General features: G+C 65.3%; 12 protein-coding genes and 1 other RNA gene. 8 read left to right on the forward strand and 5 right to left on the reverse strand.

Annotation, left to right across the window (positions count from 1 at the left end):
- Positions 1-14 precede the first annotated feature (14 nt).
- The gene (locus ROR02_RS09340) at positions 15-1,835 is read right to left on the reverse strand and encodes an ABC-F family ATP-binding cassette domain-containing protein (protein ID WP_147163758.1); all 1,821 of its coding nucleotides are present in this window, start codon (positions 1,833-1,835) and stop codon (positions 15-17) included.
- A 301-nt stretch (positions 1,836-2,136) separates the two neighbouring features.
- Between ROR02_RS09340 and ROR02_RS09345 the strand changes: the two genes are divergently transcribed.
- The 3 genes from ROR02_RS09345 (at position 2,137) to ROR02_RS09355 (ending at position 3,642) form a co-directional block, all read left to right on the forward strand.
- On the forward strand, positions 2,137-2,280 hold the full coding sequence (locus ROR02_RS09345) for a light-harvesting protein (protein WP_147163759.1): 144 nt from the start codon (positions 2,137-2,139) through the stop codon (positions 2,278-2,280).
- Between the two features lie 93 nt (positions 2,281-2,373).
- Complete coding sequence (locus ROR02_RS09350) at positions 2,374-2,526, forward strand: light-harvesting protein (protein ID WP_147163760.1); 153 nt, start codon at positions 2,374-2,376, stop codon at positions 2,524-2,526.
- 261 nt (positions 2,527-2,787) lie between these two features.
- The gene (locus tag ROR02_RS09355) at positions 2,788-3,642 is read left to right on the forward strand and encodes an SDR family oxidoreductase (RefSeq protein ID WP_147163761.1); all 855 of its coding nucleotides are present in this window, start codon (positions 2,788-2,790) and stop codon (positions 3,640-3,642) included.
- A gap of 82 nt (positions 3,643-3,724) precedes the next feature.
- Here the strand turns inward: ROR02_RS09355 and ssrA are convergent.
- The 4 genes from ssrA to ileS all read right to left on the reverse strand — a co-directional run bounded on the left by ssrA (position 3,725) and on the right by ileS (position 9,011).
- Positions 3,725-3,800, reverse strand: a transfer-messenger RNA (tmRNA) gene (gene ssrA, locus ROR02_RS09360).
- Positions 3,801-4,982: 1,182 nt separating this feature from the next.
- A complete protein-coding gene (locus ROR02_RS09365; RefSeq protein WP_147163762.1) occupies positions 4,983-5,552 on the reverse strand; it encodes a DUF3035 domain-containing protein in 570 nt (189 codons plus the stop codon).
- A gap of 40 nt (positions 5,553-5,592) precedes the next feature.
- Complete coding sequence (gene lspA, locus ROR02_RS09370) at positions 5,593-6,177, reverse strand: signal peptidase II (RefSeq protein ID WP_147163763.1); 585 nt, start codon at positions 6,175-6,177, stop codon at positions 5,593-5,595.
- Positions 6,177-9,011: an isoleucine--tRNA ligase gene (gene ileS, locus ROR02_RS09375; RefSeq protein ID WP_147163764.1), complete on the reverse strand. Its 2,835-nt coding sequence runs from the start codon at positions 9,009-9,011 to the stop codon at positions 6,177-6,179. The genes lspA and ileS overlap by 1 nt, the downstream gene beginning before the upstream one ends.
- A 565-nt stretch (positions 9,012-9,576) precedes the next feature.
- Between ileS and ROR02_RS09380 the strand changes: the two genes are divergently transcribed.
- From ROR02_RS09380 to ROR02_RS09400, 5 genes are all read left to right on the forward strand, one after another.
- A complete protein-coding gene (locus ROR02_RS09380) occupies positions 9,577-10,047 on the forward strand; it encodes a hypothetical protein (RefSeq protein ID WP_147163765.1) in 471 nt (156 codons plus the stop codon).
- A 253-nt stretch (positions 10,048-10,300) separates the two neighbouring features.
- On the forward strand, positions 10,301-12,001 hold the full coding sequence (locus tag ROR02_RS09385) for a methyl-accepting chemotaxis protein (protein WP_170245057.1): 1,701 nt from the start codon (positions 10,301-10,303) through the stop codon (positions 11,999-12,001).
- Positions 12,002-12,168: 167 nt separating this feature from the next.
- Positions 12,169-13,299: a phosphatidylserine decarboxylase gene (locus ROR02_RS09390; RefSeq protein ID WP_147163767.1), complete on the forward strand. Its 1,131-nt coding sequence runs from the start codon at positions 12,169-12,171 to the stop codon at positions 13,297-13,299.
- A 230-nt stretch (positions 13,300-13,529) separates the two neighbouring features.
- On the forward strand, positions 13,530-14,501 hold the full coding sequence (locus tag ROR02_RS09395; protein WP_218032792.1) for an AAA family ATPase: 972 nt from the start codon (positions 13,530-13,532) through the stop codon (positions 14,499-14,501).
- Positions 14,494-14,725 (forward strand): hypothetical protein (locus ROR02_RS09400; RefSeq protein ID WP_218032793.1); only part of this gene is annotated, 232 nt, incomplete at its 3' end. The genes ROR02_RS09395 and ROR02_RS09400, both read left to right, overlap by 8 nt.

Raw genomic sequence — 14,725 nt, forward strand, 5'->3', positions numbered from 1 at the left:
AAGAGTTCCCTTCCCTACCGCCCCAGGGATTCGCGCAGCATTTCCAGTTCCAGCCATTCGTCCTCGGCCGCCGCCAGCTGGGTTTGCAAGGCGGCGTGACGTTCGGCCTTGGCGTGGTGGCCCTGGGGGTCGCGGGCATAGAGGGCGCTGTCGGCCAGGGCGGTTTCCAGGGACTGGATCTCGGCGTGCAGCCGGTCGAGTTCGCCCGGAAGCTGGGTCAGGCGTCGTTGCTGGTTGAAGGACAGCTTGGTGGGCCTGGCGGGGCCGCGCGCCCGCTCGCTGTCGGCACGGGGGGCGGGGCGGGGCTTGGCGGCAGGTGTCGCCGGCGAGGCCCACGGGGGGCCCCCGGCCTGGGAAAGCGCGTCGGTGAAGCCGCCGGCGTATTCGGTGGCGCCGCCGCGTCCGTCCAGCAAAATGGTGGAGGTCACGACGCGATCAATGAAATCGCGGTCGTGGCTGACCAGCAACACGGTACCGTCATAGTCGGCCAGCAGGTCCTGGAGCAGGTCCAGGGTTTCCACGTCCAGGTCGTTGGTCGGTTCGTCCAAGATCAGCAGATTGGATTCCCGGGCCAGGGCGCGGGCGAGGAGCAGGCGGTTGCGTTCCCCTCCCGACAGGGCGCCGACCGGGCTCACGGCCTGGCGGTCCTCGAACAGGAAATCGCGCAGATAGCCGTTGACGTGGCGCGGCCGGCCCAGCACCGAAACCATGTCGCCGCCCATGTCACACAAGGTATCCTTGACCGAGCGGGCGGGATCGAGGGTCGAGCGGGTCTGGTCGAGGTAGGTCGTGGTCAGGTTGGTGCCCAGGCGAACCATGCCGCTGTCGGGCGTCAGGGTGCCGGTGAGCAGGCCCAGAAGGGTGGATTTGCCGGCGCCGTTGGGGCCCACGATGCCCACCCGGTCGCCGCGCAGGATGCGGGTGGAAAAGTCCTTCAGCACCACCCGTTCGCCATAGGACTTGGTCAGGCCCTCGGCCTCGACCACCAGCTTGCCCGAGGCACTGCCGCTTTCCGCCTTCAGGCGCACCTGGCCCTGGACCGCGACCCGCTGGGCGCGTTCGGCCCGCAAGGTGTGCAAGCGCGCGAGACGCCCCTGGTTGCGCTTGCGCCGGGCCGAGATGCCTTCGTGCGACCAGCGGGTTTCCTCGGCAATCAGGCGGTCGAGCTTGTGGGCGGCCTGGGCCTCGGCCTCCAAGGTGTCGTCGCGCCAGGCTTCAAAGGCGCCAAAGCCCTGGTCGAGACGGCGCACCACGCCCCGGTCCAGCCACACGGTGGTGCGCGACACCCGCGAAAGCAAGGCCCGGTCGTGCGAGATCATCACCAGCGCGCCCCGGTAGGCCGCGAGCCGCTCTTCCAACCAGGTGATGGCGGGAAGGTCCAGGTGGTTGGTGGGCTCGTCGAGAAGCAGCACCTCGGGCTCGCCGACCAGGGCGCGGGCCAGGGCGGCGCGGCGCACCTCGCCCCCCGACAGGCCCACCGGCGCCCGCTCGGGATCGAGCCCCAGGGCTTCCAGCACGATGTCGGCGCGGTGGATCTCGGCGCGCTCGCCCGCCGCCAGGCCCTGGGCCACCGCGTCGCGCAAGGTGGGGAAGGGGCCCAGGTCGGGCTCCTGCTCCAGATAGGCCACGGTGATGCCCGGCTGGATGAACACCTGGCCGCCATCGGCTGCCAAGGTGCCCGCCATGACCTTGAGAAGCGTGGACTTGCCGCTGCCATTGCGGCCAACCAGCGCCAGGCGCGCCTGCGGCTCGACATCCAGGTCCACCCCCCGGAACAGGGGGCGGCCGCCGAAGCCAAGCACGACGTCGCGCAAAGAAAGAAGGGGAGGAGCCATGAAGGCACCCTAGCGCGTGGCGCGTCGTCTGGCAACCACGGCTCCCGCTCCGTTCGGCCCCGCCTCGCCGTCGCCGAAAAAAACATATTCCGGCCACATTGTGGCGTTGACAGGGCTCGCGGCTATGCTTATTGTCCGGAACGAAGACAGGGGGAAGGCAGGGCGCCTCCCCGGTCTCCCTGGTAAGACAAATGGGCCTGGTATCAAGTCCTTGGTCTCCAGATGGGGTGTTGAAGTCCCTTGCTGGATGTCGGCATCCTTGTTTCGGGCTATCTCAATTGTTCTTTTTGGAGGGGATATTATGGCTGACAAGGTTTACCCGTCGGGTCTGACCGAGGCTGAAGCTCAGGAGTTCCACTCCTGGTACACGAAGGGCCTGGGCGTGTGGGTGGTTCTGTCCGCCTTCGCTCACATCTTCACCTACACCTACCTGCCCTGGTTCTAAGTCTTGTGGGCGCGTCCCCGGCCTGACGCTGGCGGACCCCTGAAGACTGACCCGGTTCAACGGTAAACAATTCTTTATTCGGAGACTAAGGCCATGTGGAAAGTTTGGCTGCTGGTTAACCCCGCCAAGGCCCTGTTCGTGACCGCCGGCATCCTGGTGACCGTGGTGACCATCATTCACCTGTTCGCCATGGGCGGCCCGCTGTCCCAGTACCTGTTCAAGGGCTTCATCGAGAAGGGCCTCTAAGGCTTTTTTCGACGCGGTTTGGCTTCCCCTGATCGGGGATTGCTGAAACCACGCCTCAAGACCGCTCGGTGGCTTCGTGCCCCGGGCGGTTTTGCGTTTGCGGGCCTGGCAAAAACGGCGCAAACGGCGCGTCGGACGGGGCGTTCGCGGGTCTGTCGGGTGCAGTTTTGGTAAATGGGATCCCGTTTACGGAAACTTTGTGCGATAAGGGAAGGCGTTGATCGGGCGCGGCCCATGCTTCAGCCCCTGCAAGGAGGTCCCATGCGCAGTTTGCACGCCAAAACCCTGTTCATTACCGGCGCCAGCCGGGGCATCGGCAAGGCCATCGCCCTGCGCGCCGCCCACGACGGCGCCAACGTGGTGGTCGCGGCCAAGACCGACCAGCCCCATCCCCGCCTGCCCGGCACCATCCACGCCACGGCGGCCGAGATCGAGGCCGCCGGCGGACGGGCCTTGCCCTTGTGCGTGGACGTGCGCGACGAGGAAGCGGTGGGGGTGGCGGTGACCCGGGCGGCGGAAACGTTCGGGGGGATCGACATCGTGGTCAACAACGCGAGCGCCATCAGCCTGACCGACACCCCGGCGACGGCGCTCAAGCGCTACGACCTGATGATGGACATCAACGTGCGCGGGACCTTCGCCGTCACCCGCGCCTGCCTGCCGTGGCTGCGCCGTGCCGACAACCCGCACATCCTGACCTTGTCGCCGCCCCCGAGCCTGGATTCCGCCTGGTACGGCCCTCATGTGGCCTACACGCTGAGCAAGATGGGGATGAGCCTGTGCGTGCTGGGCTGGGCCGAGGAGTTCAGGGAAGAGGGCATCGCGGCCAACGCCTTGTGGCCGTGCACCCTGATCGCCACGGCGGCGCTGGGCATGGTGGGGGAGGCGATCCCGCCCGGCGCGTGCCGGACTCCGGCCATCGTCGCCGAAGCCGCCTGGGCGATCCTGACCCGGCCCGCCCGTTCGTGCACCGGGACCTTTTTCCTGGATGAGGCGGTGTTGCGCGAGGAGGGGGTGGACGACTTCACGCCCTACGCGGTCGAGCCCGGCGGGCGGTTATGGCCCGACCTGTTCGTGGGCACGCCGGGAGGGAAGGCCAAGGCCGGTTCCGTCTGAAGCGGCGGAACGGCGGGCATGGTCCACAGGTTGGGATAAACAAAAAGGGGTCGGCTTTTTCAAGCCAACCCCTTTTCCTGATTGGTGGAGCCGAGGGGAATCGAACCCCTGACCTCAGCAGTGCGATTGCTGCGCTCTCCCAACTGAGCTACGGCCCCTCACGTCAGGGCGCGGAATATGCCGTCTGGAGCGGGGGCTGTCAACAGCAAAAAAACGGAGGGTCGTCGCTTTTTTGGGGAAGGGCGCCAAGGAGGACCAAGCACCCCCCAAGGCAGGGGGGGACGGGTCGATCATCCCTCGGGCAGCCCGAAAAAAGCCGCGTGGGACGCCTGTCGCCGGGCGGGAAGGAGGCGGAAGGGGTGGGGGAGGAAAACCGCGCCCACGGCCTTCTGGCGGCTTTTGGACGAGGTGCCCGGGCAAGGAAAGGGAGCAAGGAAGGGCGGGGAGAGTGGTCAGGGCCGGGCCCGGAAATTAGAAGGCCCCCGTCCAGCGATCGCCGGGGCGGGGGCCTTGAAATCCAACAGATCCGTGGGCTGGGCTAGGGCCCTTGGGCCGGGGTGGGAGCCCCGGTACTCCACCCCCGGGGCCATGCGAGCCGGCGGTGGTGTTGGTCCATGAGAGCGGAAGATTGAACCGGGAGGGAGCGGTTTTCTCTCGTCCTCATGGGCTTATCCTCCGCTTTCGGTGCGTTGCTGTCAACGACTTAATCCGACCATAATGGTGGGAAATACGCCGTACTTTCGCCATCTTCCCGTCTTTCAACCCGAAAGGCACGAGAAAACACCCGTCCAAAAGCGGTGGACGGGAAAGAGGCGCGGTTATCGGAAAATCCTGACGGAAAAAACAAAGCCCGGGGGAGGCGGCTTCAGTGCCGTCGGCATGCCTGGAGCACCGTGCGTTCAATTAGGTCGGGCAGGTCGAGGCACGGTGCCCTGTTTTTTGTCTGGAGGTGCGAGGGGGTCGAAAAGCGGTTCCCCCTTTTCAGGTCTCGCTTCAGGAACCCTTATCCCATCGGGCGCGAGAATACCGCGCCACGACCCTTCGATCAATCCGGGAAGTTGAAAAACGACACGCTCGGGTTCCGGCCACGATCCTTTTTCGGGGCGGAGGGCGGGTTCAAGGCAGGGCGTTCCCGGTTCGAGGAAAAAGACGCCCCCCGGAAAGGAGCCCCCACGATCCTGGGAGAAGTTCCCACCCCCGGACGCCGCCTCCTGGCGGGCGCCCGAGAGGGGAGGGTGCCTGGGGTCCGTCAGCTTCAGACAGAAGCAGGCAGACCCTGCATCCCTTTGTTTGAGTTTGTCTTTCCGGGAAAAGCGGTGTCCCCTTTTCCCTGCCAAGCTCTAGAACAGCCCTTCCAGGAACCCGCGTTCGCGCCGTTCGATGATGGGGGTATGGCCCTCGGTCACCGGCTTGCCCAGCGACTGGTTTTCACGCAGGCGCTTGAGTTCGGCCTCGGGATCGACCACGCGGCCGTGGGCTTCCGGGTCGGTGTCGCGCCAGAAGACCAGGCGGTCGGTGAAGGTGCGCTCCTCCTCGGCCAGCACCGAGTCCTCGCGGTTGACCACGGCGCGGATGTCGGGCTGAACCCGGTCGATGCCGGCCTTGTCCAGCAAGGCGGCTTCCCCGGTGGAGGCGCTGCCGTCGCTGAGCGCGCCCGAGGCGGCGCGGCCCATCAGGGCGGCGCGGGCCTGGTCGCGGGTGGAGACCTCTTGCGGGCGCGCCTGGCCGGGCTGGGGCGGGCGCAGCGAGAAGTCGGGCGGCACCGCGAGCGGGGCGCGGGTCACCACCTTGAATTCGTCGGGTGGCGTCCGTTCCAGGCCCAGGCTTTTCTTGGTGTCGCCACAGGCGGCAACGCCCAGGGCCAGGGACAGCACGGCAAGCGGGGCGAGGTGGCGAAGACGTGGGCTCATGGCAGGTCGGCGGGCTCCCGAAGGCGGAGAAGAAAGCGGTTCAGCGCCCGCGCGGGGCGCCACCGGAACCGGAGCGGCCAAACAGGGTTTCCCCGATCAGCAGCACCGCGCCGGTACTGATCGCCGCGTCGGCTACGTTGAACGCGGGCCAATGATACCCGAAACCATGCAGGTCGATAAAGTCGGTCACGGCGCCATGGCGCAGACGATCGACCATGTTACCCAGCGCGCCTCCGATGACCAGCCCCAGCAGCAGCCCCTGGAAGCGGTTCTCGGCCCGGCGCAGCCACACCATCAGCCCGGCGGTGATCGCCAGCGAAACCCCGGAAAGGATCCAGGCGTTCCAGGCCCCTTGATCGTTCATGATGCCAAAGCTGACCCCGGTGTTCCACACCAAGACCAGATTGGCGAACGGGGCCAGCTCGATCACCCGGGGCGGGGTCATGACCTGGGTCAGGATCCACACCTTGCTCAACTGGTCGAGCACGAGGACCAGGGCGGCGGCGCCGAGGCCCAGTCGCCAAGGGCGACGGACCGGCACCGGCCGGGGCGCCGGCCCGGGGCCGGCGTCGACCGGTGGGGGGAGGGCCGGTCCGCCGTCGCCTGGGCCCCGGGGGTCGGCCATCAGCCGGCCTCCTGGGCGGTCAGAACCGCGTCGCAGCGCCCGCACACGCCTTCGTGGGCATGCTGGCCCACGTCGGGCAGGACCTTCCAGCAGCGCTGGCACTTGGCGCCCTCGGCAAGCGCGACGACCACCGCGACCCCGTCCACGTCGTCCAGGCGGTGGGCCTCGGCCGGGGCGGGCGTGGCCGCCGTGTCGATCAGGGTCAGGCCCGAGGTGATGCACAGGTCGGCCATGTCGAGCCCGGCGCAGGCCTCGATCAGGGGCGCGGGCGCGTAAACCACCGGATGCGCCTGCACGCTGGCTCCCAGCACCTTGTCGGCGCGGGCGCGTTCCAGGGCGCCGGTGACCACGCGGCGCAGGCCGCGCACCAGATCCCAGCGCTCGGCCAGGGCCGGATCACGCCAGGCGGCCGGGGTGGCCGGGAACACGCGCAGGTGCACCGAGTCGGTTTCGGGGGTGTCGGGATAGCGGGTCAGCCATGCCTCTTCCGCCGTGAAGCACACAAAGGGCGCGAGCCACGTGACCAGGTGTTCGAACACCGCGTCGATGACCGTGCGGCAGGCCCGGCGCGCGATCGAGTCGGCATGCTCGCAATACAAGGTATCCTTGCGCACATCCAGGTAGAACGCCGACAGGTCCGAGGTGCAGAACGTATTCAGTTCCTGGAACATGTCGTGGAAGCTGAAGGCGTTGCAACACGCGCGCACGGTGTCGTCCAGTTCGGCCAGCCGGTGCAGCACCCAGCGTTCCAGGTCGGGCAGGGCGGCCGGATCGCTCACGCGTTCGGCCTCGGTGAAGCCGTCCAGCGCGCCCAGCAGGAAACGCAAGGTGTTGCGCAGTCGCCGGTAGGTCTCGGTGGTTTGCTTCAGGATCTCGGGGCCAAAGCGGATGTCGTTGGTGTAGTCCGACGACACCACCCACAAACGCAGGATATCGGCGCCGAGACTCGACACCACCTTTTGCGGGCTTTCGGCGTTGCCCTTGGACTTGGAAAGTTTGTCGCCCTTTTCGTCGAGCAGGAAGCCGTGGGTCAGCACCGCGTCGTAGGGCGCGCGCCCGCGCGTGCCGCAGCTTTCCAGCAGCGAGGTATGGAACCATCCCCGGTGCTGGTCCGAGCCTTCCAGGTACAGGTCGGCCGGCCATTTCAGATCGGGGCGGGTTTCCAGGACAAAGGCATGGGTGCAGCCGCTATCAAACCAGACCTCGACGATATCGCGCACCGGCTCGTACTGGGCCGGATCGTGGTCGGGGCCCAGGAAGCGGCGCGGATCGCCGGTGAACCAGGCGTCGGCGCCCTCGGTCTCGAAGGTGGCGGCGATGCGCTCGATCACCGCCGGATCGCGCAGGGGCTCGCCGGTTTCCTTGTGGACAAACAGGGTAATGGGCACGCCCCAGGCCCGCTGGCGCGACACGCACCAGTCGGGCCGGCTTTCGATCATCGAGCCGATGCGGTTGCGCCCGCGCGGCGGCACCCAGCGGGTTTCCTCGATGGCCGCCAGCGCCTTCTTGCGCAGGTCGTTGGTTTCCATCGAAATGAACCACTGCGGCGTGTTGCGGAAGATCAACGGCGCCTTGGACCGCCACGAGTGGGGGTAGCTGTGGGTCAGCGTGCCGTGGGCCAGCAGGGCGCCAGCCTCCTTCATTGCCTCCAGGATCGCGGGCGCGACCTTGAACACATGCTGGCCGGCGAACAGGGGCACGTGCGCCATGTACAGGCCGTCGCCGTCCACCGTGTCGGGGGGGGTGAGGCCATGGGCGCGGCCCAGGAAATAGTCGTCCTCGCCGTGGCCGGGCGCGATGTGGACAAAGCCGGTGCCCTGGTCGGCGGTCACGAAATCGCCGGGCAGCGCGGGCACGTCGAAGTCATAGCCCTGGCCGCGCCAGGGGTGGCGGCAGATCGTGCCGGCAAGGTCGGCGCCGGTCAGGGTGGCTTCCACCGTGGACGCCGTGATGCCGGCCTGGGCCCGCACGTCGTCGAGCAGGTCGGCTCCCACCACCAGGCGTTCGCCCACCCGGGCCAGCGAGCCTTCGGCCACGGCGTCGACGCGCACCACCACGTAGGGCATCCCGGCCCCATAGGCGACGGCGCGGTTGCCGGGCATGGTCCACGGCGTGGTCGTCCAGATGACCACGGCGGCGCCTTCCAGAACGGGGCAGGCGGGGCCGGCGGTCACGACCGGGAAACGGACCCAGATGGTGGTCGAGGTATGGTCCTGGTATTCCACCTCGGCGTCGGCCAGGGCGGTTTTCTCGACCACCGACCACAGCACCGGCTTCGCGCCCTTGAACAGGCTGCCGTTCATCAGGAACTTGCCCAGCTCGCGCACGATCTGCGCTTCCGCCGGATAGGCCATGGTGGTGTACGGGTTCTTCCAGTCGCCCACCACGCCCAGGCGCTTGAACTCCTCGCGCTGGATGGCGATCCATTCCTCGGCGAAGGCCCGGCATTCGCGGCGGAAGGCGACGATATCGACTTCGTCCTTGTTGCGGCCCTTGGCGCGGTAGCGTTCCTCGATCTTCCATTCGATGGGCAGGCCGTGGCAATCCCAGCCCGGCACGTAGTTGGAATCCTTGCCCATCATCTGCTGCGACCGGGTGATCACGTCCTTCAGGATCTTGTTGAGGGCGTGGCCGTTGTGCAGGTGGCCGTTGGCGTAGGGGGGGCCGTCGTGCAGCACGAATTTCTCGCGCCCCCGGGCCGCCTCGCGCAGGCGGGCGTACAGGTCAATCCGTTCCCAGCGCGCCAGAATTTCGGGTTCCTTCTCGGCCAGGCCGGCCTTCATCGGAAACGACGTCTTGGGCAGGAAAACGGTGGACTTGTATTCGGCGGTCATGGCGCGTGGTCCCGGATTCGGGTCAGAAAAACCCCAGAAAGGCCGGACCAAGGCCCGGCACGGACCGCCATGGATACCCGACAACCTCGCGGGCCTTCAACCGTTTCCTGTGAAAAGGGGTTTCCTTTGCCCGCGCGGCGTCCCGCCGTGTCCTGCCCGCGCGGCGTTCCGCCCTGTTTTTGGAGGTCTGCTTCCGGGCAGGGAGCAGCCTCTTTTTTCCTTCTTCCGCCAGGGCGCCCTCGTCTTGGAAACCGCGGGTGGCGTGCTCCACCGGAAAAAGGGAACGGGAACAAATAAACCGGGAAAATGATATCCGAATCCCGAAAGGAGAGGAATCCGGAAACGCAAGGCGCGAGGCCCCGGATCCAGTCAAGGGGGCAGGATGGATGCGCTCGGGGATGGCACCAAAGGGTTGGGCCTTGGCTCGCAAAAAACTACTCAAAGGCGCGTTTTGAAAATTCACTAGTGAGAAGGAAGGGGCTCACTTATAAAGTACCGCTCAACGGATGCTCTGTATCCTCGCCACGACGATGTGGTTGGGTTGTTTCGTTGAGGAGATCGTATCATGAAGCTGTGGGCACCTTTCGCCGTTGGCGTGCTGGTCGCGGGCCTGTCCGGGGCGGCGCTGGCCCTTGACAAGCCGGGCCTGGACGCCGTGCGCGACAAGGCGGTCGCGGTCATCGACGAAAAAGGTCTGAAGGACGGCGCGACCTTCCTGGGCAATCCCGCCAACGGCTTCTTGGATCTCCAGGGTCCCGGCCTCCATACCTGGGCGGTGAGCCGCAACGGCATTATTGCCTTCGACCATTCGGGGCAGACCCAGCCCGACATGGACATCTCCACCCTGACCACGGTGGACGGGCAAAGCGTCACGGCGAAAACCTTCTCCTACGCCGATCGCCCCGAAGGCGGCGGCTACGATGATGCCTCCTGGCCGCATCCGGTGACCGGAGCCATGGGCACGGCCTACGTCACCTGCCGCACGCCGAAGACCAATCCCGACCTTGCTGTGTGCGCCATGGCCTGGCTCGACTGAACCGCTTCGCCGGGGGCGCCCGCCTCTTCCCGAGGGGAGAGGACGCCGTGGCAGGCGAACCAGGGAAGTCCGGGGCAGGAGGGAAGCCGGGACCAGGGGCCCTTTCGTTCCGGGGCACCGGACCGGAATCATGGAGCGCCGCGCGGGAGCTGTCGCGCGGCGCCGTTGGCCGGACGCCGGCCGGTCCGTGTCACGCGGGGAACAGGCGGCGCTTTTTCATTTTTCCGTCCCGTGTCGGGGGAAGGGTTCGCCGATGTCCCTGTTCGAAAGAACCTCCGTCTCCTTCAAGATCTTCCTGGTTCCGGGTTTGTTGATCGTGTTCCTGGTGGTCCTCTCGATGACCGCCGTGCGGGGCTACCATGCCACCTTGTCGGGGAACGAGAATCTTCGCGATATCGCGCTCAACAAGGTGGCGCTGGCCAACGATCTGACGGCGACCGGCTACCGGCTCCAGGGGAATTTGTTCCGGCTGACCTCGTTTGGCCTGATGAAGGCCCCGGCCGCGCAGATGGAGCCGGTGTTCGCGGCCATTGATCGCGACCGCACCCGCATCGAGGAGACCTTTGCCCGCCTGCAACACGCGGATCTGGGGGAGGCGGACCGGGCGGACCTCGAACAGATGGCCCCGCTCATGGCGCGGTTCGGCCAGAATGTGGGCAATGCCTTGCGAACAGCGCGGGTCAATCCGTCGTTCGGGGCGGTGGTGGTGCGCGCGGCCGGGATCGATTTCGATGCCTTTGTCGCCCGGATGGAGTCTTTCAACGAACGCCAGCAGGCCTTGTTCAATACCACGGTCGAAGAGGCGGTCGGCGGCGTGAAGCAGGCCCAGATGACGTTCCTGGGCGTGTTCCTGGGCGCGGTGACGATCGCGCTGCTGGCCACGGTCGTGGTCGGGCGCTCGATCCTGGTGCCCGTGCGCCTGGTCACGAAAACCATGGAACGCCTGGCCGACGGCGACCTGGGCGCGCAGGTTCCGGCTAGTACGCGCCACGACGAACTGGGCGCGATGCTGCGCGCCGTGGCGTCGTTCCGCAACAACCTGGAGGATGTCCGCGACCGCCTGGCGCTTCAGGCCCAATCCCAGGCGGACCAGCGCGAAAAGGACCGGGCCCAGTTCGTGGCCGGCCTGGTGGACCGCTTCAATGCCTCGGTGGGCAAGCTGATCGATGATTTGCAACTCGCGGCCGAGGATCTGACTGCCGGCGCCACTCAGATGCAGGCCGCCACGGCCCGCTCGGCCGAGGAAACGCGCTCGGTGCTGAAGGCGGCCGAGGAAGCCAACGGCAACGTGGCCAGCGTGGCCACGGCGGTGGAGGCCCTTTCCCAGGCGATCGGGGAAATGAGCGAGTCGATCGGTCGCAGCGCCGAGATCATCGGGGACGTTCGCCAGCAAACCCTGAACGCGGGGGAAACCGTGCGGGGCCTGGCCACCGTGGCCGCCGAGATTGGCACCATCACCGATATTATCAACAACATCGCCGCCCAGACCAATCTGCTGGCGCTCAACGCCACCATCGAGGCGGCGCGGGCGGGCGAGGCGGGCAAGGGGTTCGCCGTGGTCGCCACCGAGGTGAAAAGCCTCGCCACCCAGACCATTTCGGCCACGGCGGACATCGCCCGCCAGATCGCCGCCATCCAGGGCACGACCGACGACGTGGTGCGGGTCATGCAGGCGATCACCGAACGGGTGGAGGAGGTGAACGCCATCTCGATCTCCACGTCCGAAACCATTTCGCAGCAAAACGCCGTGGCCCTGGGTATTGCCCGCACCACCTCGTCGGTGTCCCAGGCCACCGATCAGGTTTCCGACACCATCAAGTCGGTGTCGGAACTGGTGGGCGGCGTTGAAAAAATCGCCGGAAGCGTTCTGGATCGGGCCCACGTCGTGGCCGATGGGTCGAACGGCCTCACTCAATCCGTGGATCGCTTCGTGCGAGACCTGAAAAACGGTTGAACTCTAAAAATTCAAATATTTTTAGTAGATCAGAGTAATCTTTAGTGGTATTTTATCAGGGTGCGGGAAATCCCGCGCCTTTCCCTTCTCGGCCGAGGTGGGTTCCCATCAAGAGTTGCCTGGTTTCCCGCCGGGAGCCGGGACAGGAACGCCGCGAGGTCGACGTCATGCACGCTGTTGTCGAAGCGCTTAAGGCGCTCATCGCCGAAAACCATTGGGAAGAAAAGTTCACGACCGCGATCGCCAAGGCGGGCAGTTATCACATTCCCCAGTTGCGCGACATCAAAACCTTGGATGATTATCTGGCCTGGATGGATAATCTCCTGAGGTGGCGGCCGATCGAGAATTATCTGGGTCGCGAGATTTATAACCGCATCTGCGAGTTCTATTTCATCCTCAGCCAGGAACCGGTGCGTTCGTTGCAAAACCGGGTGATCCCCTCGCAGCAGTCGGCACCTTTGACACCGCTGTCGCAATGGATCGTGGCTTTCGCCGATGCCTGGGGCGACTACCTTGATACCCCGGAGTCGATCAGTGATGAGTCGATCGCCACGTTTTACGCGTCGCCACCGTTCAACATGGACGAGTACATGGCGCCGCCGAGCGGCTACCGTACCTTCAACCAGCTTTTTGCCCGCCATGTGAAGCCCGGCGTGCGCCCGATCGCCGCCATTGGCGATCCCCGGGTGATCACCGCGGCGGCGGATTCAACGGTGGTCGGCTGGTGGCAGATCAACGAAAACTCCAAGATCCGGGTCAAGACCCTGGAATGGTCGATCCAGGAGTTGCTGGAAGGCAGTCCCTACAAGGACCGGTTCAAGGGGGGGCTGTTCATGCACAGCTTCCTGAACACCACCGATTACCACCGCCTGCACGTGCCGGTGCCGGGCACGGTTTTGGAATCCCGGGTGGTGCTGGGACAGGCCTACCTGGACGTCAAGGCGGTGCCGGTCGAGGGCAGCGAAACCGGGGAATACCGCGTGGCGGCGGTGCGCACCTTCGATGCCCAGGACGGCACCGGCTACCAGTTTGCCCAGGCGCGCGGTCTGCTGGTGATCGACAGCCCGATCGGCCTCGTGGGCGTGCTGCCCATCGGCATGGCCCAGGTGTCCTCGGTGGTCATGACCGCCGAGGTCGGGCGCACCTTGCACAAGGGCGAGGAGTTTTCGTACTTCCAGTTCGGCGGCTCGGATCACGTGCTGCTGTTCGAGGCCAGGAGCAACGTCAACATCGTGGCCCAGCCCAATGTTCACTACAACGTGGGTCAGGCCATCGCCGTGGCCTATCCTTGCGTTTGACACCCCCGAACCGGGCGAAGGGCACCGTTTGGGGCCTTTCGCCGGGAAGGGGGCCCAACCGGAATCCTTGTCCTGGAAAGGTCTTGTCCCCTGTCAGGGGGGGGATATCCTGAGCCAATCGGCATTCGGGTGGGCCGGTTGATCGAGGGAAGTCCATGCTTAACCAGGCGCGGTTTCAAAATTTTACCTGCCTTCCGAACGCGACGTGGGAATTCGCATCCGGTATCAACGTGATTGTCGGCGAAAATGGCCTGGGAAAGTCCCATGCCCTCAAGGCGCTGTATGCCGTGCTCAAGGTTCAGGCCGACGCCAGGGACTTGTCCAAGTCCACCCTTGAAAAAGCCCTTGCCGACAAGCTGGTGGCGGTGTTGCGCCCTGAAAGCCTGGGAAGGCTGGCCAAGCGCAAACAGGGGCGGGAGCGGTGCGAAATCGCATTGGACATGGAAAACGAGGAGCACAGTTGTGCCATCGGGTTCGCCACCAATGCCAAGACCATGGTTGACGTCGTCAAGGCACCGACGAAAGCCCTTTCACTTTCTCCGGCTTATCTGCCCACGCGTGAACTGGTGACCTTGTGTCCGTGGTTCTTGTCGCTATACGACAATTATCACCTTGAATTCGAGGAAACCTGGAGGGACACGGTTTCCCTGCTGGGGAGTCCGACGCTCAAGGGGCCACGGGAAAAGGAAATCGCCGCGCTGGTGGCGCCCTTGGAAACGGCCATGGGTGGCAAGGTGGTCGTCGATCCCCAAACCGGGCGTTTTTATGTGCAGGCGGCGGGTGAAGGACGCCTGGAGATGCCACTGGTGGCGGAAGGGTTGCGCAAGCTGGCGATGCTCGCGCGTCTCATCAGCACCGGGATCTTGCTCAAACAGGGTTTTCTGTTCTGGGATGAACCGGAAAGCAATTTGAATCCAAGGCTGATCCGAACCGTGGCCGCCAGCATCGTGGCCGTGGCGCGCCCGGGGGTACAGGTTTTCATCGCCACGCACTCGCTGTTTTTGGTGCGCGAACTGGCGTTGCTCCTGGGGAGCCAGACCAATGCCGGTGTCTCCCGGCGCTGGTTTGCCCTGGCCGATCGGGACAACAAGGCGGTTTTGGAGCAGAGCGAAAAAATCGACCATATCCAAACCTTGGTGATGTTGGACGAGGAACTGGACCAGTCCGATCGCTATCTTGAACGGGACGACGTTCATGGTTGAACAGGTCGAAGGAAAATTCAGATACCGCTTTCCCGAGGGATGGCAGGTCGTGAAATGGGATGAGACCAGATTTCACAAGAAATATTTCAATTCGTTTGGAGGGGGTTCAAAGGCTGTTGACTTTATTGCTTTTTACGAGAAAGAAGGTGAGCTTTGGCTTTTTGAGTGCAAGGATTATCGTTTTCATCCAAGAGAAAAAACTACTACATTGTATAATGAAGTCA

The organism is Pararhodospirillum oryzae (assembly GCF_007992075.1).
Lineage (GTDB): Bacteria > Pseudomonadota > Alphaproteobacteria > Rhodospirillales > Rhodospirillaceae > Pararhodospirillum > Pararhodospirillum oryzae.

What these genes read in the sequence shown, in the direction of transcription:
- ROR02_RS09345 (WP_147163759.1), top strand. Translation starts at nt 2,137, where the DNA reads ATGGCTGACAAGGTTTACCCGTCGGGTCTGACCGAGGCTGAAGCTCAG.
- ROR02_RS09380 (WP_147163765.1), top strand. Translation starts at nt 9,577, where the DNA reads ATGAAGCTGTGGGCACCTTTCGCCGTTGGCGTGCTGGTCGCGGGCCTG.
- ROR02_RS09355 (WP_147163761.1), top strand. Translation starts at nt 2,788, where the DNA reads ATGCGCAGTTTGCACGCCAAAACCCTGTTCATTACCGGCGCCAGCCGG.
- ROR02_RS09340 (WP_147163758.1), bottom strand. Translation starts at nt 1,835, where the DNA reads ATGGCTCCTCCCCTTCTTTCTTTGCGCGACGTCGTGCTTGGCTTCGGC.
- ROR02_RS09390 (WP_147163767.1), top strand. Translation starts at nt 12,169, where the DNA reads ATGCACGCTGTTGTCGAAGCGCTTAAGGCGCTCATCGCCGAAAACCAT.
- ROR02_RS09350 (WP_147163760.1), top strand. Translation starts at nt 2,374, where the DNA reads ATGTGGAAAGTTTGGCTGCTGGTTAACCCCGCCAAGGCCCTGTTCGTG.
- ileS (WP_147163764.1), bottom strand. Translation starts at nt 9,011, where the DNA reads ATGACCGCCGAATACAAGTCCACCGTTTTCCTGCCCAAGACGTCGTTT.
- ROR02_RS09385 (WP_170245057.1), top strand. Translation starts at nt 10,301, where the DNA reads ATGTCCCTGTTCGAAAGAACCTCCGTCTCCTTCAAGATCTTCCTGGTT.
- lspA (WP_147163763.1), bottom strand. Translation starts at nt 6,177, where the DNA reads ATGGCCGACCCCCGGGGCCCAGGCGACGGCGGACCGGCCCTCCCCCCA.
- ROR02_RS09365 (WP_147163762.1), bottom strand. Translation starts at nt 5,552, where the DNA reads ATGAGCCCACGTCTTCGCCACCTCGCCCCGCTTGCCGTGCTGTCCCTG.